The sequence below is a fragment of the Neobacillus sp. PS3-12 genome, assembly GCF_030915385.1.
Taxonomy (GTDB): Bacteria; Bacillota; Bacilli; order Bacillales; family Cytobacillaceae; genus JAEVLT01.
The window spans coordinates 1,926,042-1,944,149 of sequence record NZ_CP133268.1 but is presented as its reverse complement, the minus strand read 5'-3'; the positions used below and the strand labels follow the sequence as shown (position 1 = coordinate 1,944,149).

Annotated in this window: 17 protein-coding genes and 1 pseudogene; 12 read left to right on the top strand and 6 right to left on the bottom strand. The window is 40.1% G+C overall.

Features of this window, described 5'->3' with window-relative positions:
• Window positions 1-75 precede the first annotated feature (75 nt).
• Together RCG17_RS09960 and RCG17_RS09955 are read left to right on the top strand one after the other, a co-directional pair.
• Complete coding sequence (locus RCG17_RS09960; protein ID WP_308175017.1) at window positions 76-1,323, top strand: cation:dicarboxylate symporter family transporter; 1,248 nt, start codon at window positions 76-78, stop codon at window positions 1,321-1,323.
• Window positions 1,324-1,484: 161 nt separating this feature from the next.
• A complete protein-coding gene (locus RCG17_RS09955; RefSeq protein ID WP_374120949.1) occupies window positions 1,485-2,711 on the top strand; it encodes a Glu/Leu/Phe/Val family dehydrogenase in 1,227 nt (408 codons plus the stop codon).
• 53 nt (window positions 2,712-2,764) lie between these two features.
• Here the strand turns inward: RCG17_RS09955 and RCG17_RS09950 are convergent, their stop codons facing one another.
• Window positions 2,765-3,649 (bottom strand): DMT family transporter, encoded by an 885-nt coding sequence (locus tag RCG17_RS09950; protein WP_308175015.1) that lies wholly within the window; start codon window positions 3,647-3,649, stop codon window positions 2,765-2,767.
• A gap of 243 nt (window positions 3,650-3,892) precedes the next feature.
• On the opposite strand from RCG17_RS09950, the gene RCG17_RS09945 reads away from it, so the two are divergent.
• Window positions 3,893-4,054, top strand: coding sequence for a hypothetical protein (locus RCG17_RS09945; RefSeq protein WP_308175014.1), 162 nt, complete (start codon window positions 3,893-3,895; stop codon window positions 4,052-4,054).
• 190 nt (window positions 4,055-4,244) lie between these two features.
• Here the strand turns inward: RCG17_RS09945 and RCG17_RS09940 are convergent, their stop codons facing one another.
• Together RCG17_RS09940 and RCG17_RS09935 are read right to left on the bottom strand one after the other, a co-directional pair.
• Entirely contained in the window at window positions 4,245-4,910 is a 666-nt protein-coding gene (locus RCG17_RS09940) for a YczE/YyaS/YitT family protein (RefSeq protein ID WP_308175013.1), read from the bottom strand.
• 82 nt (window positions 4,911-4,992) lie between these two features.
• The gene (locus RCG17_RS09935) at window positions 4,993-6,228 is read right to left on the bottom strand and encodes a benzoate/H(+) symporter BenE family transporter (protein WP_308175012.1); all 1,236 of its coding nucleotides are present in this window, start codon (window positions 6,226-6,228) and stop codon (window positions 4,993-4,995) included.
• Window positions 6,229-6,377: 149 nt separating this feature from the next.
• On the opposite strand from RCG17_RS09935, the gene RCG17_RS09930 reads away from it, so the two are divergent.
• The 5 genes from RCG17_RS09930 to RCG17_RS09910 all read left to right on the top strand — a co-directional run bounded on the left by RCG17_RS09930 (window position 6,378) and on the right by RCG17_RS09910 (window position 10,445).
• Complete coding sequence (locus tag RCG17_RS09930) at window positions 6,378-7,814, top strand: MocR-like pyridoxine biosynthesis transcription factor PdxR (RefSeq protein WP_308175011.1); 1,437 nt, start codon at window positions 6,378-6,380, stop codon at window positions 7,812-7,814.
• 253 nt (window positions 7,815-8,067) lie between these two features.
• A complete protein-coding gene (locus tag RCG17_RS09925; protein ID WP_308175010.1) occupies window positions 8,068-9,051 on the top strand; it encodes a glutathione S-transferase family protein in 984 nt (327 codons plus the stop codon).
• 15 nt (window positions 9,052-9,066) lie between these two features.
• A complete protein-coding gene (locus tag RCG17_RS09920) occupies window positions 9,067-9,567 on the top strand; it encodes a GNAT family N-acetyltransferase (protein ID WP_308175009.1) in 501 nt (166 codons plus the stop codon).
• A 12-nt stretch (window positions 9,568-9,579) separates the two neighbouring features.
• Window positions 9,580-10,086, top strand: coding sequence for a DinB family protein (locus tag RCG17_RS09915; RefSeq protein ID WP_308175008.1), 507 nt, complete (start codon window positions 9,580-9,582; stop codon window positions 10,084-10,086).
• Window positions 10,087-10,187: 101 nt separating this feature from the next.
• The gene (locus RCG17_RS09910) at window positions 10,188-10,445 is read left to right on the top strand and encodes a hypothetical protein (RefSeq protein ID WP_308175007.1); all 258 of its coding nucleotides are present in this window, start codon (window positions 10,188-10,190) and stop codon (window positions 10,443-10,445) included.
• 43 nt (window positions 10,446-10,488) lie between these two features.
• Here RCG17_RS09910 and RCG17_RS09905 read toward each other — a convergent pair whose 3' ends face one another.
• Together RCG17_RS09905 and RCG17_RS09900 are read right to left on the bottom strand one after the other, a co-directional pair.
• Window positions 10,489-11,451: a cation diffusion facilitator family transporter gene (locus RCG17_RS09905; RefSeq protein ID WP_308175006.1), complete on the bottom strand. Its 963-nt coding sequence runs from the start codon at window positions 11,449-11,451 to the stop codon at window positions 10,489-10,491.
• Between the two features lie 226 nt (window positions 11,452-11,677).
• Window positions 11,678-11,830, bottom strand: coding sequence for an aspartyl-phosphate phosphatase Spo0E family protein (locus RCG17_RS09900; protein ID WP_308175005.1), 153 nt, complete (start codon window positions 11,828-11,830; stop codon window positions 11,678-11,680).
• 351 nt (window positions 11,831-12,181) lie between these two features.
• Here RCG17_RS09900 and RCG17_RS09895 point away from each other — a divergent pair, with 351 nt between their 5' ends.
• The 3 genes from RCG17_RS09895 to RCG17_RS09885 all read left to right on the top strand — a co-directional run bounded on the left by RCG17_RS09895 (window position 12,182) and on the right by RCG17_RS09885 (window position 14,937).
• Entirely contained in the window at window positions 12,182-12,793 is a 612-nt protein-coding gene (locus RCG17_RS09895) for a tetratricopeptide repeat protein (RefSeq protein WP_308175806.1), read from the top strand.
• Between the two features lie 402 nt (window positions 12,794-13,195).
• Window positions 13,196-14,155, top strand: coding sequence for a DUF561 domain-containing protein (locus RCG17_RS09890; protein ID WP_308175004.1), 960 nt, complete (start codon window positions 13,196-13,198; stop codon window positions 14,153-14,155).
• Window positions 14,156-14,268: 113 nt separating this feature from the next.
• Window positions 14,269-14,937 (top strand): YdeI/OmpD-associated family protein, encoded by a 669-nt coding sequence (locus RCG17_RS09885; RefSeq protein WP_308175003.1) that lies wholly within the window; start codon window positions 14,269-14,271, stop codon window positions 14,935-14,937.
• Window positions 14,938-15,142: 205 nt separating this feature from the next.
• Here RCG17_RS09885 and RCG17_RS09880 read toward each other — a convergent pair.
• A pseudogene (locus tag RCG17_RS09880) lies at window positions 15,143-16,323 on the bottom strand (ABC transporter substrate-binding protein).
• Between the two features lie 177 nt (window positions 16,324-16,500).
• On the opposite strand from RCG17_RS09880, the gene RCG17_RS09875 reads away from it, so the two are divergent.
• A complete protein-coding gene (locus RCG17_RS09875) occupies window positions 16,501-17,664 on the top strand; it encodes a DUF4317 domain-containing protein (protein ID WP_308175002.1) in 1,164 nt (387 codons plus the stop codon).
• Window positions 17,665-18,108: the final 444 nt, after the last annotated feature.

Genomic DNA, 18,108 nt, shown 5'->3' with positions numbered 1-18,108 from the left:
TACTTATTTTTACTATTTTAGCAACAAAGAAAAAACAAATGGGGTATTTTTAACAAAGAGATGGGAGTGGAACGAGTGAAAAAAATCAGCTTAGCATGGCAAATTTTCATTGGCTTAGTTATTGGTATTATTGTAGGTGCCGTTTTTTACGGAAATCCACATGTGGAACAAATTTTAACACCATTTGGAGCAATATTCCTACGCTTAATTAAAATGATTGTGGTTCCAATTGTTATTTCATGCCTGGTCGTTGGGGTGGCCGGTGCAGGAGACATGAAGTCATTAGGAAAGCTTGGCGGGAAAACGCTGATTTACTTTGAAATTATCACGACCGTTGCCATTGTTGTCGGACTTTTAGTCGCCAATATTGTGCATCCCGGTACAGGGGTTGACCGGACGCAGCTGGTTAAATCAGACATGACTTCCTATATTACAACAGAAAAAACAACAGAATCACATTCAAAAATCGATACGTTTGTTAATATCGTTCCAACTAACGTTGTGCAGGCTTTTGCAAATGGTGATATGTTAGCGATCATTTTCTTCTCTGTTATGTTCGGCCTTGGCGTTGCTGCGATCGGCGAAAAAGGCGAGCCAATCTTGAAATTCTTTAGAGGAACAGCGGATGCAATGTTCTATGTTACCAACCAGATTATGAAGGTTGCTCCAATCGGTGTTTTTGCCTTGATCGGTGTTACCGTTTCTAAATTTGGGTTAGCATCGCTTATTCCGCTTGGAAAACTTGTTATTACGGTTTACGGTACGATGTTCTTCTTTGTCATCGTAGTACTTGGACTTGTTGCCAAATTTGCTGGCTATAACATCTTTAGACTTTTAGCTTATTTGAAAGATGAATTAATCTTAGGCTATTCAACAGCAAGCTCGGAAACCGTTCTTCCAAGGATTATGGAAAAAATGGAGCGAATCGGCTGTCCAAAGGGAATCACTTCTTTCGTTATTCCGACTGGTTATTCTTTCAACCTTGATGGCTCGACCTTATACCAAGCCATTGCTGCGTTATTTATTGCGCAAATGTATGGAATTCATTTGAGCATCGGCCATCAAATCACGTTGGTATTGATTCTAATGGTAACTTCTAAAGGGATTGCCGGAGTTCCTGGCGTTTCAATCGTCGTTCTGCTTTCCACATTAGGAAGCGTTGGCATTCCAGTTGAAGGTTTAGCGTTTATTTTAGGTGTTGACCGTTTACTTGACATGGCTCGTACAGCAGTAAACGTGGTAGGAAACTCACTAGCAGCGATTGTCATTTCCAAATGGGAAGGCCACAAACTAAAAGACCGCCCAGAGAAACTAGCAGCTTAATTTTTAGGGGTAACACACTGTGTTGAGGATTGGTTCTTCAACACAGTTACATAATATATTTTTTCAAAAAAATAAATTAGAGGTGTCTACACATGTCAGTCAGTACTTTGGTAAAAGAAGAGATTGCAAAGCAGCAGCAAGAGGAACAAGAATCATTAAAAATGTATCATTCTACACAAAAGGTTATTCATGAAGCTTTAATGAAATTAGGCTTCGGCGAAGAAATGTATGAATTATTAAAAGAACCATTACGGTTTTTAGAGGTTCGTATTCCTGTAAGGATGGATGACGGCACGGTTAAAGTATTTACCGGTTACCGTTCACAGCATAATGATTCAGTTGGTCCTACGAAAGGCGGCATTCGCTTCCATCCTGAAGTAGATGAAGCTGAAGTAAAAGCCTTGTCCGTTTGGATGAGCTTGAAATGTGGAATTACCAATCTGCCATTTGGAGGCGGTAAAGGCGGAATCATTTGTGACCCGCGTCAAATGTCATTAAGAGAACTTGAACGTTTAAGCCGTGGCTATGTTCGGGCAATCAGCCAAATTGTTGGACCTAACAAGGACATTCCCGCTCCGGATGTTTATACCAATGCACAAATCATGGCTTGGATGATGGATGAGTACAGCCATCTTCGTGAATTTGACTCTCCAGGATTTATTACAGGTAAACCAATTGTATTGGGCGGATCTCAAGGCCGCGAAACCGCAACTGCCCGCGGAGTTGCGATCGTCATTGAAGAAGCAGCGAAGAAAAAAGGCATTGAACTAAAAGGTGCCCGCGTCGTCATTCAAGGCTTTGGAAATGCCGGAAGCTATTTAGCAAAATTCATGCATGATGCTGGTGCAAAGGTTGTCGGAGTTTCTGACGTTTACGGTGCGATTGCCGATCCAGATGGACTTGATATTGACTATTTACTGGACCGCAGAGACAGCTTTGGAACATTCTCTAAGTTATTTAAAAATACGATTTCCAATAAAGAACTTTTCGAACTAGATTGTGATATTTTGGTGCCGGCAGCAATTTCCAGCCAAATTACCGAGGACAATGCTTATGATATTAAGGCATCAATCGTTGTAGAGGCAGCCAATGGACCAACCACTCTTGAAGCAACAAAAATCTTAAATGAGCGCGGTGTCTTCTTAGTTCCAGATATTTTATCAAACGCTGGCGGTGTAACGGTTTCTTACTTCGAATGGGTGCAAAATAACCAAGGCTACTATTGGACTGATGAAGAAGTAGATGAGAAATTGAAAAAAATCATGGTCGATTCATTTGAAAATATTTATCGAGTTGCCAATTCTCACAAAGTGGACATGCGTTTAGCTGCCTACATGGTTGGGATCCGAAAACTGGCAGAAGCCTCTTCATTTAGAGGATGGGTATAATTTTTGAAAAAACTCTTTCCGCTACGTGTGCGGGAAGAGTTTTTTTAATGAATCTACTTCTTTGTCTTCATTCTCAATTTTACATCTGAAATGAAAAAAACACTGACTGAAATGATGATTAGACCTATTAACATTCCGATTGTAAGTTTTTCATGGAGAAAAATGATGCCCCAAATGATCCCAAATACAGGAATGAGAAAGGTGACACTTAATGTTTTGGTTGGTCCCACACTTTCAATGAGATAAAAATATAATAGGTAGGCAATAGCGGTACAAAAGAGAGCTAATCCAATAACCGATAACACAGCCGTGGTTGATATATTGCCTGTTGAGGAAGGCAATTGAAAAATGGTGAAAGGAATTAAAAGTACTGCTGCTCCAGTCTGTTGCCCCGCCGCAAGTGCAAGCGGTGGAACGCCAGCAAAAGTCCTTTTGGCATAGACCCCAGCAAAACCATATGAAATAGTAGACAATACCGAAAGACCAATAGCAATCATCGTTTCAGACGTATAAGGGAGAGTGCTCCACCCCACTAAGATGGCCACCCCAATTACGCCGATGAAAATACCTAACCATTTCTGGATACTGAGCGTTTCTTTCATCCAACCCCATACAACCAAAGCTGTAAACAAAGGTGTGAGGGAATTGAGAATGGCTGATATCGAAGCTGGTAAAGTAAGTTCAGCGGTTGCAATAAGAGTAAATGGAATGGCTGCATTTAAAGCCCCGATGATTAAATATTGTTTCCATCTTTGTTTAAATTGTGCTGAACTTCTAGTTGCAGTTAAAAATATGATCAAAGCAGCTGCTGCAATCGTGACTCTCCCTTGAATCGTAAGGAGCGGTCCGAATACTGGAGAAGCAATTCGAATAAATAAAAAGGAAGCTCCCCATAGCGCTGCAAGTGCGAATAAAGCCATAATATCTTTTAATTTCATTATTTACCTCCGCTTTCTATTGAAGAGACCATTATACTCTTCGGTGCAAATTACAATTGGGTCCCACATGACTCCTTTACCTCATTTTTCACTACTACATTGTAACAATAAAGGTAAGTTTCTTCATTCGGAATCTTGCTTTTTAACCCTGGTTTCTAGAAAATATAGAGATTTTCTTGGAAAAGAGTGAATAGGACATCATCTGTATAAAAATGTCATATATATCCATAGGGGGTGCTGGCTATGGAGAAACAAAAATGGGGCATTTCGGGTTTGGTTTTTGTTGGTTGCATGTTTCTTGGCGGGGGAATCGGGTCGCTTTTAGGCAATACACAAACTGGTTGGCTGTTGGGAATGGGCGTAGGATTTTTGGGGATGGCGGTAACAAGATTATCTGGGAAATGAAAAAATCAACGCTTAGGGAATCGGCTCTGAGCGTTGATTTTTCTAAGGTTAAGGATTTTGTTTAAACCATTCCTCTAAAGACATCATTGGAAGATCTTCTTCGACATCCAATCTTAAAGGAGCAATGAATTCCAGAGAGTTACCATCAGGACCTTTTATCATGAATTCACCCACCTTCTTTTTTGGCTTTTTAAATTTTACGACCTACAGGCCGTAAAAAATGATCAGTCTGCCGATAATCCTTCGGAGAAACCCACTCTTCAGTATTTAATATCCTTTTCACTTTACTATTAACATATTGAATCACTTTCCCAACACCAAGTGCAATAATAATGGTCCCTAATCCAACAGGCCCTCCAAGGATAAAACCTAATAGAACACCAGCGCCTTCACAAACGATTCTTGAAAAATTAATACTCCAATGAAATCGATGATGTATTGCCAGCATCAGCCCATCGATTGGGGACTTTGGAAAATGAGCTTCTATATACATTCCGATTCCAACCCCTACCGAAAGGGTCCCCAATAGAAAGTACATCCACTGCATTTCCCAAGAGGTGGGACTCTTAAGATGATTAAATACAAGATATGTCCAGGCGTCTAAAAACATACTTCGGATCGTGATTGCTATAATCGCGCCATATTGAAGTCTTTTTCTTTCTATTATTTTGGTAGTAAAAACAACAAGAACCTGAATAATGACTGAGCAGATGCCGATGGTGAATCCTACATAGTGCTGGGCGCCAATCGCAACGGCATCCCAAGAACCTGCCCCAACTGATGAATGTATGATAAATGCTATACCCAATGCATTCAACGCTAAACCGATTAAATAAACCGCAATTCTTTTACCCACAACTACACGTCCTTTATTCTTATTCTGCGGATTCAAACTACAAGAGAAAATCCTTTTCCCGAAAGAAAAGGATTTTCAAAAATCAAGCAGTCGTTTCAATGGATAGTTCATTTGCTTTTTCACGTTTTGGTTTGAAAGCAAAGTGGTGACCTTCAATTAAAAATGAAACGATTAAACTGCCGACAATCGCCCATAATGGAGCACCGATATTGAAAAAGTGAACACCAGACATCCCAATAATCATTGCAAAGAAGGCACCCATTTGAAATTTATTAGCAGAAAAAGCAGATTTTAATGAATTGGTTAAAACTCCAAGCATCGCAAGCCCGGCGATGACGGAAACAATGACACTTGGCATTGCAACAACAAATGGAACGACAAATGCTGCAAACAGTCCAAAGACCGAAAAGAAAAATCCATTTGAAACGGATGCAGCATAGCGGCCTTCTTTTTCACCTGTTTCTTTTGCTGAACAAATTGCTGTCATCGGACCAGCAATATTGATGGCATGGGCCCCAAAGAAGGAGCCGACCAGTCCAACCATGGCACCGTAAACAGCCATGGCGCTGTTTGGCGGATTATAGCCTTGAGCCATTAACACCCCAGATGCTTGGGCATTTTCCGTACAAATGATCAGCAATGCCAGCGGAATTCCAATGGAAACGATGGCATTTATACTAAAAGTTGGCATCACTACATGTGGAAGGACAAGTGCACTTTGAAAATTTTTGATATGAAAAGAGTGTGTAACCACGGCCAGCAGCACAGATATTACTAGAGCTGATAAAACAGGCGGCACTTTTTTCAAAAAGCGAGTTGAAAGCAAAAATACTAAAATAGCTGAACCTGCCAGCAGCGGTGAAACGGTAACGGATGTAATCATGCCGGTTGCGAAGCGGATCATGACCCCAACAATCATTCCCATGACGATTGGAAGCGGAATCCATTTCATCACTTTATCGATTAAACCAGATGCCCCTAGTAGAAAAACAAGGACATTTGCCACGATATAGGCTCCAATTGCTTCATTGATTGAAAAATGGCTCAATGACCCGACCACCAACACGGCTCCTGCAATGGAGTGGGCACCGCAGATTGGCTGGCGAAACTTTAATGCCAAAAAGATCCCAAGTAATCCACTGAAAAAATATGTCGCAAAAATCCAGCTGATGGTTTGCGTATGGGTCAAGCCGCCGGAAGTGGCTCCTCCAATAATGATTAACGCTGGACCCGTACAGCCAAAGATTGCGGCAACTAATCCGGCACTAACCGTATTAACATTTAGATTGTGACGTAAGTCTTGAAAATTCTGTTTCATTGGTACCTCCTAGAAAGTTCCCTTTCAATAAATATACTTTTATACTAAACTTGTAATATTATGATAATTTAAAAAATCGCTATTGTACTCATCCAATCGGATGATGGTGGACTAATCCAATTTTTAAAAAGACCTGAGGTGGACCAATCATGGAGTGGAAAATTGATCGCCAGGCGAGTAAACCTCTCTATCAGCAAATATTTGAAATTATTGAAGAAAAAATTTCATACGGCGAATTTCCGCCTGGTAGCGTATTACCGTCCGAACGGAAATTGGCTGAGCGATTAGACGTCAATCGGATGACGATTGTTCATGTGTACGATGAACTCCAAGCGTCCGGGTTAGTGGAAAGAAAAAAAGGCAGCGGCACTCGTGTGAGTACACATAAATGGGGGATCCTTCCGAAAGGTGTGACCAATTGGCGGAAATATATTGAGGGAGGATCATTTTTACCTACATATCCATTAATCCGCCGAATTCGTGAAGAGGCGAAGCAGATGCAAGACGGGTTGAATATGTCGAGCGGAGAACTATCTGCAGACTTATTCCCTGCACATTTTTTACAAGCATCGTTCGCTGAACAAACGTTTCCCAGTAATCTGGGTTATGTGCATCCACAGGGGCATCTTCCATTGCGTGAGACTCTTGGTGACTATGTGAAAAACTATCACAATATCCAAACTACCAGCTCATCAATTTTAATAACATCAGGGGCCCAGCAAGCCATTCATTTGATTACCCAATGCTTGCTTAATCCAGGTGATGCGGTTGCCATCGAAGCGCCTTCTTATTGTTATTCCCTGCCATTGTTTCAATCAGCGGGCCTGCGTATTTTCGGGCTGCCGATGGACGAGTATGGGGTTAACCCTAATGATATTGAGGCATTGCATCGGAAACACCAAATTCGAATGATTTTTTTAAATCCAACTTACCAAAGTCCGACGGGCACTGTTCTTCCCGAGGCTCGCAGAAAAAAAGTCTTAGAGATTTCTGCAGAACTTGGGATTCCGATTGTCGAAGATGACCCGGTCAGTTTGCTGTCCTTTAATGGGGAGAACCACCCTCCGATTAAAGCATATGATCGGAGTGGTAACGTGCTGTATGTAGGTTCGCTCTCCAAGGTGATTGCTTCGAGTTTGCGGATCGGCTGGATTATTGGCCCACAATCGGTTATTAATCGTTTGGCGGATGCCCGCCAGCAGATCGACTTTGGCCTAAGCATTTTTCCACAGCTGATCGCCAATCAGTTTTTACTATCAGATGAGTATTCAAAGCATATTTCCTTTCTGCGCGGCGAATTGATGGAGCGGAGAGATGTAATGGCGACAGCTTTACATGAAATGCTCGGGGAAAAAGTAGAATTTACGGTCCCGAATGGGGGACTGCACATCTGGTGCAAAATCAAGGGGAAAGTGGATGACCATAAACTAGTAGATGAGGCCATCAAAAACAAAGTATTGTTTATGCCTGGAAGTGTCTATGGCGCTCCGAACGGATATGTTCGGTTTACGTATGCCCATTTGGAAAAAGAATTGATCAGAGAAGCGATATCGAGATTTGCGGAGGTTGTGGCACGGGTTATATAAGAATGTTGGTAGATATAGAAACATAGAACAATAAAGAGCTATTTGTTCCTGTGCTCAGTGGAAAGACGGGAGAAGTGGAACGAATAAGAGCTAATCGTTCCTGTTCTCGATGGAAAGTCGGAAAAGTGGAACCAATATGAGCTAATCGTTCCCGTGCTTGGTGGAAAGTCGAGAGAAGTGGAATGAATAGGGCTAAGGAATGAAAAAGGCCAAATTTTAATAGATTTATAAAAAAGTGAGAGGGTGAAGATCCATGTCCCAACATATTCAGGAAATTGCAGCGGATGGTTCTTTTAAGCGCCAAACGAACCGCTTTACAATTCCGTTTGGAACGAATCCAGGTGAACTTCCAATTGAAGCTGGAAGGTACAGGCTATTATGGTCAGCAGTTTGTCCCTGGGCACATCGTTCAGTCATTGTCCGTAGAGTCCTGGGATTAGAGAATATCATCAGTTTAGGCACAGCAAGTCCAATGCGCCCAAAGCTCCCGCATGTTGATTGGGAATTTTCCTTAGATCCCGATGGGGTTGACCCCGTTTTAGGAATTCGTTATTTAAGCGAAATTTACAAAAAAACGGAAGCCAATTATAGTGGCAGGCCCACTGTTCCAGTAATAGTAGATGTAGTGGAACAAAAAGTGGTTAATAATGATTATTTCAAACTAACAAACTATCTGGAAACGGTTTGGTCGCCGTTTTATAAAGAAAATGCTCCGAGCCTTTATCCTGAATCGCTAAGGCAGGAAATTGACCGATTAAACGATACGATTTTTCATGATGTAAACAATGGCGTATATAAATGTGGATTTGCCCGCTCTCAAGAAGTCTATGAACTAGCGTATGACAAGCTATTTGCAAGATTGGATGAATTAGAGGGACGCTTGGCCAATCAACGATTTTTATTCGGGGATTATATTACAGACTCTGATGTAAGGTTATACGCTACGTTAATCCGCTTCGATGTCGCTTATTATTCAGCCTTCAAAGCCAATCGGAACCGAATTGTGGACTTTCCAAATTTATGGGGCTACCTAAAAGATTTATACCAAACAACAGGTTTTGGGGATACGACTGATTTCGATGCGATTAAAAAACACTACCATTTATCACACCACATTGCAGCAGATGACCAAAAGGGTCAAAACATTCTGCCGAAAGGCCCGGACATGTCAGGACTTCATTCCCCGCATAACCGTGAAAGTTTGAGTCATAAGGAAGAAAAATTTTTAATACATTGAGTTGGGGGTTAAGGAATGATCATTCGTGATGCTCATGATGATGAACTAGCTATAATACGAGAAAAAAGAGTTCTTGCGTACGAAGAACATGCTAAGAGAATTCCAGAAGGACATTGGCTCGCTCTAAAACAGATGCTTTTGTCAGACACGGATGTACAGCCTGGTGTTGAACAGATTGTTGCGATGTTGGATGGAAAAATTGCAGGCAGTGTGTCCTTGTTTCCAGCAAAAATTGACGCATATGGCGGGCAAGTGGAGGAGTTGGAATATCCAGAAATCAGAATGCTAGCTGTTGCACCGGAAGCCCGTGGCAAAGGGGCAGCTACCAAGCTTATATCTGAATGTATCGAGCGCTCCAAAGAGAAAGGGTTCCGTTCGATTGGTTTGCATACAGGAGAATTTATGGACGGTGCAAGGAGATTATATGGACACCTTGGTTTTGAACGTTTACCTCAACTGGATTTTGAACCTGAAGGGGATGGAATTATCGTGAAAGCATATCGGCTTTTTTTCTAAAAGGGGGATTCTATGAATCAATTTAAAGATAATCTTTTGGAGACAAGAAACAGATTGCTAAATGAAATTCGGCCATTTCGTATTGATGAATTTAACAAAAAACCAGATCAGAACAACTGGAGTGCTGCTCAAGTATGTGATCATTTAATTTTAGTGGAAATAGCTTTTACAAAGGCAATTGTTTATGGGCTAAAAAAAGAAGATCAAAAAATTGAGCGGAAAGATCTTAGCTTTGTCATGGATCGAAAGCAAAAAATTGATGCTCCTGAAATTGTCATACCAAATTCAGAACAGATTGAAGTACAGCAGGTGATTGAACGGTTAAGTGAGTCAAGAAAAGATTTGTTGGCTGTACTAAGTACAATTAAAGATAGCTCCATATTAACGGAAAAATATGCAAGGCACCCTATTTTTGGGAAAATACCTCTGGACCAGTGGATTGAATTATTATATATGCATGAGCAGCGTCATATTGAACAAATCAGAGAAATTAAAGGAATCATAGGTGTGGAAAAGTAAGAGCTGATCACCGCAAATTATTAATAAATTTGTCAGATTTTTTATGCAGGAAATTTTCCTTCCTTGGTCGAATTTTTAGGCAAAAAGGGAGGAAATGAGCAATGGGATACATTGAAAACGAACTGAATGATTTAGAAAAAGGAACGATTTATACGTCCGAGGAAATTGCCAGTATCGTTACCCACAAGGAAAATGCATTTGTGTTATGTGAGGATACTTCTAGTTTTCCAAATGAGGATGCGTCCTCGCGCTATTTAGTGAAAAGTAGAATCGAAACCTTTATCCATCGAAATGACGGTGGATCCTATTTCATCCCGAGCTCCAAACAATTAATCTATATTGTAAAGAAATGTATGTAACGAAGGCACCCGATTGGGTGCTTTTTCTGTAGTTTGAATTAGATTAGTGATGGTGTTCATGCTCATGTTTATTTTCCCGCGAGCAAACCGCAGATTCATCGTGAGGATGTTGTTCATTTTCCATTTGGATTGTAGCGTGGCCAATTCCTAAATGTTGTAGTTTGTGTTCAATCTCTCTCAATATAACCTGGCTCTCTTGGAAGCTGATTTGATTGTTTAAAACAACGTGGCAGGATAAAGCATTTTTACCACTAGTGATGCTCCAAACATGCAGGTCGTGTACATTAAGGACCCCATTATTTGAACGGATTTCCGCTATTATTTCCTCCAAGGAAATGCCTCTAGGAGTACCCTCCATTAAAATGCTTATGGTTTGTTTTACAATCTTCCATGCACCAAAGGCTATCAAGATAGCAATCAGCACACTAAGAATTGGGTCAACGATATACCAACCAGTTAATAAAATAATAATTCCTCCGACAATAACTCCAGCTGAAGCCAACGCATCCCCAATCATATGAAGTACAGCACTTTTTACATTGATATTATCTTCCTTATTTAAGCCTAAGCCTAAATAGAGGTTCATAACTAAGCCAACAGAGGCACTAATGAACATCCAGGTGCTTCCCACTGGCTCAGGATTTTTAAAACGGTCAATAGCTTCATACAGAATCACAACGGCGATGACAATTAAAGCCATTGCATTAACAAACGCTGCCAAAATACCCGAACGGTGATACCCATAAGTGAATTTTTCGGATGCTGGTTTTTGTGATTGGTGCATGGCATACCATGCCAATCCTATTGCTGCAATGTCTGTTACAACATGTCCTGCATCGGAAAGAAGTGCCAAGCTATGGGAAATGAATCCTCCGATTAATTCAACTATAAGAATGATTAATGTGAGGAAAAAAGCTAATTTCATTTTTCCAATTGGAGCGTGGGAGTGGAATACATCCTCGTGATCATGGTCATGTTCGTGACCATGGTGATGGTTATCTGACATGATTAAAATCTCCTTCATATAAAAACCTAATTGCACAAGTTCTCTTCATTCAAAGAATTGTTTTGTACATTATTTTTTCCTTCTTATTCTAATATCATTTATGGCAATTCTGAAGTGAAAGGTACAATACAATCGTATGAATTTTAACATGATCCTTTACTAGAGTTAAAAAAAGATGTTTGCTGGTTCCCATTCCGAGGGGCGCAAACATCTTTTTTGTAAGGTATCATGCAGGTACCTTTTTCATTTGAAGATTGATTAAATAGTCAAGCCTTTTGCTAAGTTTTATCGTTTCCTCAGATGTAAAACCTTCTGACATGCCAACAGTAACCATTTTTTTTCGTAACTGTTCAATGAGTTCACGTAATTCATTATTCATCCTCATCCGCCCCTAACTAACGATAAACTGATTCTATCAAATGAAAGCGGATTCATTGAAATTAATTTTGTCCTCAAATATCGACAGTAATAAGCAAATTATACCCAAAAATACACATCTGGTTTTTGGCCTTTTTACGCCGTTCTTTTTAATATATTAACGCTATATCTAGATAACTATTACTTATAGCAAAATATCAATATGAGGGTAGTGGAAACTTCGAATATATGAGTATAAAAAATATAATGAATTTTGTTATTTATTGCAGAAAAGTATTCCTACCATTTTACAGAGTCCGCGCTAATAATAGAGGTAAATCTACAAAAACTTTAGGAGGGACCTTCATTGAAAATGGTAGAAACAGAACTTAATAGGGAGCTAGTAGTGCCAAATAATGCCGAGGAGTTATTCAATGAGTACAAAAAATTACATAAGGAAGAAAGATACGCGCAAGGCTTAGAAAGTCTATTTCAATCGGCGAATAATGGGTTTGCAAAAGCGGAGTATGAACTAGGAAAGCTTTATTATTTTGGGAACAAACAGCTACAAATTTCAAAGAATTATACAAAAGCATTCGAGTACTATTCCGCAGCGGCTGAACAGGAACATGCTCTTGCTGAATACTATCTTGGATTCATGTATTTTAAAGGTCAAGGTGTAGATTTTGACGTTAAACAAGCTATTTATTGGCTAGGTCAATCCGCAAATCAAGGGGTAAATGAAGCATTAGATCTATTGGGCAGAATCTATCATCTCGGATATGACGTCATTACACCCGATATTAAAAAAGCCGAAAAGTTCTTCCAGTTTGCCGTTGATCATCTATATGCCCCCTCGATGTTCCATTATGGACTCTTACTTGAAGAACTGCAAAGGGTTGAAGAAGCTTGTGAACTAATTAACAAGGCAGCCGAATTAGGTAATCCTGAAGCAATTATCAATTATATGAGTAGGTTTAATTAAGGTAAAAGAAAGGACTTTTCAAAGTCCTTTTTCTATGTGTGCCCGTAATTAAGGAAAATAGCAGGGAGGTTAATCATTCCAGAACTCAGGCAAAGAGACAGAGAAGTGGAACGTATATGAGCTAATCATTCCAGAACTCAGAGAAAGAGGAGGAGAAGTGGAAAGAATAAGAGCTAATCATCCCAGATCTCCGATAAAGAAACAGAGAAGTGGAACGAATAGAAGTCTAACTAATTCGGTCCGAAGAAGGAAAACGGCAGCCCCCGATAATAAGTCCAAAAAGACTCCAATAATCCACGATATCGTCATAAATACATTCACTAAAGTAAAAAGAATATGTGAAAATGTTAACATACTTACTATACAATCATCTTAAAGATAAATTCACCATTGGAGGTTCACATGAGTATTACACAATTACTGGGCATTAAATATCCGATTTTTCAAGGGGCTATGGCGCATATCGCTTTCTCGCCTTTAGTAGGGGCTGTTTCGAATGCTGGTGGATTAGGAATCATTGCATCAGGCGGCCTTACTGCTGAGCAGCTTCGAGAAGAAATTCGCAAAACCCAAAAAATCACCAATAAACCATTTGCGGTTAACCTGATGTTAATGATGAAAAACATCCCCGAACTGATTGAGGTCATGATTGAAGAAGGCGTTAAGATTGTGACAACTGGGGCAGGAACACCAGCGCCTTACATGCAAACCTTTAAAGAAAATGGAATGATTGTGATTCCGGTTGTCCCCTCTGTAAAAATTGCTAAGAAAATGGAAGCGTTAGGTGTGGATGCCATTGTTGCTGAAGGGACGGAAGCGGGCGGCCATGTTGGGGAAATCACGACGATGGCCTTGCTTCCTCAAGTGGTAAGTGCCGTTTCCATCCCAGTCATCGGAGCGGGGGGAATTGCAGAGGGCCGCGGAATCGCCGCTGCCTTTGCCTTAGGCGCACAGGGTGTTCAAGTAGGAACCCGATTCCTGGCAACTGTTGAATGTCCTGCACATGAAAACTTTAAGAGGGCCGTTATTGACGCTGATGACACAAGTACAACTGTCACTGGCCGCACTCTTGGAGCGCCGGTACGAAGCATAAAAAATAGCATGATTACGGAATTTATCAGACTCGAAAATGAAAAAGCATCTCGTGAGGAATTAGAAAAAATCACATTAGGTTCACTAAAGAAGGCCGTGTTCGATGGAGATACAGACCAAGGCTCCGTTATGGCTGGGCAAATCAGCGGATTGTGCCATGAAATTACGACAGTAGAAGAAATGATTACCGCTATGTTTAAGGAAGCACAAGCAATATTTGACCGACTGGGGCAAACATCCTTTTTAGAAAAAAAAGCAGTATTAGTTTAATAGGATCTGAAATAGAATAGCAAAATAGCTGTACCACTTTACGCAGAACATGTTGCTAAATGCAAAAGGAACTTTTACACTAAAAGTAGAATAATTCGTACAGGTGGATAAAGATGGCTAAAACAATCGTTGAAAAATTAAATTTACAAAAACATGGAAAAAAGGCTGTGTTAAATGTACCAGAGGGTTCAGATTATTTAACGGGGTTAGAGGAGTATGATACAGGGCTAATCCAAAGCACCTATGATCTAATCTTTGCTTTTGTGCTAGATCTGGATTCATTAAAGGAAGTCCTTTATAAAATTATTGAAAAAAATACCTTAAACAAAGGTGGCTATCTTTTTTTTGCTTATCCAAAGAAAGGGAACAAAGTCTATCCAACCTTTATTCACCGTGATGACCTTTTGAGTGGGATCGGTGCGGATGACAAAGGCTATGTTGGGACGAGCAATATCAAATTTTCGCGGATGGTGGGCTTAGATGAGGTGTTTACGGTAGTTGGCCTCAAGGAGGATTCGCCAGGTAAAACGCAAACCTCTACTAGAGCGAGTCAATGTGTAGATGAATATGAAGCATTGATTCCAGATGTTGAGCGGGATTTGCAGGATACACCCTATGTCTTGGCTTTCTATCAATCCTTAACTCCAGGATACAAGAAAGATTGGGCCCGTTTTGTTTACAGTGCCAAACAAGAAGCGACCAAACAAAAACGCCGCGACGAGATGAAAATGATCCTTGGCGAAGGATACAAGACGCGTGATTTGTATCGGAATAGAAAATAATTCGATTCTAAAAGATAATGTTAAAATTTTTCAGGATGAGTGATTACTGACAGTTTATCCTGTTCTACAAGCGATTTTGTCCGTAATCAGCGTTCTTACGGACAGTTTTCCTAATTTCATAAGCCTTTCCGTCCGTAATATGGTGGTCTTCCTCAACAGCCTTAAAAACGACTGTCCGCATGTGGACAGTCGTTTTTAACAAGTCTTACGGGTTTACTTTAGAGTTAAATGTTTGCTTGCCGTCTTTGTATTCCAGAATAACCGCCGATTTAATTGGGTCATGGTTCTTATCGAGCGTGACATTTCCGGAAACGAGCGCAAGACTTTTCGTTTCAGCAAGGGCCTTTTGAATTTTTTGCGGGTTGCTTGAACCTGCCGTTTGATTGCATCTGCGATAAAATAACCGGAATCATATCCGAGTGCAGCAAAGGCGTCAGGCGATTTTCCACTGTACTTATCCTGGAAGGCTTTTACAAACTTTTGCACCTTCGGATCGGAGTCACCCGAAGAATAGTGATTGGTGATATAGGTATTATTTAATGGAGCAGCCCCTGCAATTTCAGCAAGCTTAGGCGAATCCCAGCCATCTCCGCCCATAAACGGAACATTTAAGCCAATTTCACGGGCCTGCTTAATAATTAGCCCCACTTCTTCATAATATCCTGGCAGGAACACAAAATCAGGATGCTGAGATTTAATCCGCGTAAGTGTTGCATGGAAATCGGTGTCTTTTGCTACATACGCCTCTTCGGAAACAATCGTTCCACCATTTTTCTTAAAGGCTGTTTTAAAAGCATCTGCTAGACCTTTTGAATAGTCACTCGCAGTATCAGTTAGAACAGCAGCGTTTTTTACTTTTAATGTCTTAGAAGCAAAGTTCGCTGCAACAGTACCTTGGAATGGATCAATAAAGCAGGCACGGAATACATAATCGTTTACTTTGCCGCCTTTGACGGTTACAGTCGGATTGGTTGCAGTAGGAGTTAATAATGGAATTTTATTATCATCGGCGATTTGAACTTGGGCCAGTGTGTTTGTACTGGTTGCAGAACCGATCATCGCAGCAACTTTATCCTGGCTGACTAATTTAATTGCCCCGTTTGTGGCCTCAGCTGCATCTGATTTATTGTCGACTTTCACTAATTCCAATTTCTTGCCATTTACCCCGTTTTTATTGATTTCATCTAATGCCAATTGAAGACCTTCAGCAACTGATTGACCGAACGAAGCAGTTCCACCTGATAATTCAAGGTTTGCTCCTATTTTTATGGTCGAAGAATCGCTGCTGCCTCCAGTACTAGTGCTCTTGGAAGAACTGCAACCAGCCATAACCCCAGCGAAAAGCAAAAGCGAAGCCATAATCCCTGTGACTTTTTTCTTGTTCATATGTAACCCCCTCATTATTTTCTGTTTATTTTGATAATTCTGTAAACATTGTACACAATTTTTATCCTGTATGTCCAGAAGAACTTCAATATTGTCCCAGTTACTCAAATTGAAAAAATTTCAAGTATTACTATTTTATTGTCGGAACAGTATAATCAGGAATGGGAGTTGAAACAAATGAACAAAAAAGATATAGCAAATATCCGCAAGCAATTTAAATTAAATAACAATTATATGAAGATTCACGAAATCTTCAATGTGTATGTGAAGAAAGAATCGGGTGAGATTTACCATCATGTCAGTCAGCCGCTGCAAATGTTAGAGCAAGAATCACAAGAATTATTTTTGGCAAACTTTAGAAAGGTTTTAACCGGTCATCTTGATGCCAAATTGTTTGAGCTGAAATTCAAACGGGATGTGGAAGAGAGTACACAGGCCATCCTCTTTAATGGCTTACATGCAGACACGACGGATGATTGGAAAGAACACATGCTTTACATCGTTGGAAAAATGTTTGCTCATTCGGTGTACGAATTTGATACAGTCGTAACATTTATTCGCGGAGAATACCGAAAGCCAACCCGAAAACGGGACCAGGACTCTGAAGAAGGCGGCGATGACGCAACCTATTCCAGCGGATTCGTTCTTTGCAGTCTCAATAAAACCGATCAGCCGAAAAAAGCGATGCTGTTTGATTATGTTGAAAAAGAATTCAAGCCGAATACTGCGGTTGATCCGATTATTAATTTGGATTCTCCTCTATCAGGATTTTTATTCCCGGCTTTTAATGATAACGCAGCAGATGTAAATCATCTTCTTTATTGTGCGGGAAAGGCTAATCAACCGGATTTCACCTTTATTGAAGAGGTCCTCAATTGTGAAGAGATCATTACTGCACAGGAGGATAAGGACTGCTTTGACTTTATTTTAAAAGAAGTAATCGGGGACGAGGTAGATTCCAGGGTTATTTCAAATGTCTATGAGGAACTCGATAAGATGGTACAGGAGAGTACCGAAAATGAAGAAAGTGAACCACCGATGTTGGATCATCGTGACATCGAACGGATTTTAACGGCCAGCGGCGTCGAAAATGTCGAGCCTGCAAAAGTGGAGCATGCCTTCAAATCTGTGGTAACCGACGAAAAACATGAATTTAAAGCAAGCAGTTTAATCCCAAAAACAATCAAGATCGAGACAAAGATCGCCAATGTCATCATCGAACCACAAGATCTAAAAAATGTAAAATATATTACATTCCAAGGAAAAAGGTGCCTCTTGTTAGAGGTTGACGAAGAGGTTCTAGTGGAAGGATTTAAGCTAGAGGAATCGCAGACCTTATAATGGACATTAAGGGCAAGTTAATACGAAAAAATTTGAAAGTTGGTTCTCTGCCGGTCTGCAGGGACCAACTTTTTTTATTTTTTGTGTTCATTTTCTTATATTCATGAAGTGTTCAAACTTTTTTGAACAGTCTATGAAACTTCGAATCTCTCCCTTTAGATACAAAATAAACCAATTATAATAGCGATATAAATAAGTTGAATATATTACACTAATCTAGTTAGAGGTGAGAAAATGGGAATTAACGGTATTTATGTTAGTGCATTTCTTGGGTTACTTGTAATGGCGAGCGGTATGATCTATTATATTTTTCGTAAATTGATGAATGAATAGATGTTGTTCCTTTTGAATCTTATTAACGGTTTATAAAAAAATTTAGAGAGATTCAGTCCTAGGGATTGAGTCTCTTTTTTAATGGATATACTACTATATAAAAATGTAGAT

What these genes read in the sequence shown, in the direction of transcription:
- RCG17_RS09920 (WP_308175009.1), top strand. Translation starts at nt 9,067, where the DNA reads ATGATCATTCGTGATGCTCATGATGATGAACTAGCTATAATACGAGAA.
- RCG17_RS09900 (WP_308175005.1), bottom strand. Translation starts at nt 11,830, where the DNA reads ATGAATAATGAATTACGTGAACTCATTGAACAGTTACGAAAAAAAATG.
- RCG17_RS09910 (WP_308175007.1), top strand. Translation starts at nt 10,188, where the DNA reads ATGGGATACATTGAAAACGAACTGAATGATTTAGAAAAAGGAACGATT.
- RCG17_RS09955 (WP_374120949.1), top strand. Translation starts at nt 1,485, where the DNA reads ATGTATCATTCTACACAAAAGGTTATTCATGAAGCTTTAATGAAATTA.
- RCG17_RS09875 (WP_308175002.1), top strand. Translation starts at nt 16,501, where the DNA reads ATGAACAAAAAAGATATAGCAAATATCCGCAAGCAATTTAAATTAAAT.
- RCG17_RS09945 (WP_308175014.1), top strand. Translation starts at nt 3,893, where the DNA reads ATGGAGAAACAAAAATGGGGCATTTCGGGTTTGGTTTTTGTTGGTTGC.
- RCG17_RS09935 (WP_308175012.1), bottom strand. Translation starts at nt 6,228, where the DNA reads ATGAAACAGAATTTTCAAGACTTACGTCACAATCTAAATGTTAATACG.
- RCG17_RS09890 (WP_308175004.1), top strand. Translation starts at nt 13,196, where the DNA reads ATGAGTATTACACAATTACTGGGCATTAAATATCCGATTTTTCAAGGG.
- RCG17_RS09950 (WP_308175015.1), bottom strand. Translation starts at nt 3,649, where the DNA reads ATGAAATTAAAAGATATTATGGCTTTATTCGCACTTGCAGCGCTATGG.
- RCG17_RS09915 (WP_308175008.1), top strand. Translation starts at nt 9,580, where the DNA reads ATGAATCAATTTAAAGATAATCTTTTGGAGACAAGAAACAGATTGCTA.
- RCG17_RS09925 (WP_308175010.1), top strand. Translation starts at nt 8,068, where the DNA reads ATGTCCCAACATATTCAGGAAATTGCAGCGGATGGTTCTTTTAAGCGC.
- RCG17_RS09905 (WP_308175006.1), bottom strand. Translation starts at nt 11,451, where the DNA reads ATGTCAGATAACCATCACCATGGTCACGAACATGACCATGATCACGAG.
- RCG17_RS09895 (WP_308175806.1), top strand. Translation starts at nt 12,182, where the DNA reads ATGGTAGAAACAGAACTTAATAGGGAGCTAGTAGTGCCAAATAATGCC.
- RCG17_RS09885 (WP_308175003.1), top strand. Translation starts at nt 14,269, where the DNA reads ATGGCTAAAACAATCGTTGAAAAATTAAATTTACAAAAACATGGAAAA.
- RCG17_RS09930 (WP_308175011.1), top strand. Translation starts at nt 6,378, where the DNA reads ATGGAGTGGAAAATTGATCGCCAGGCGAGTAAACCTCTCTATCAGCAA.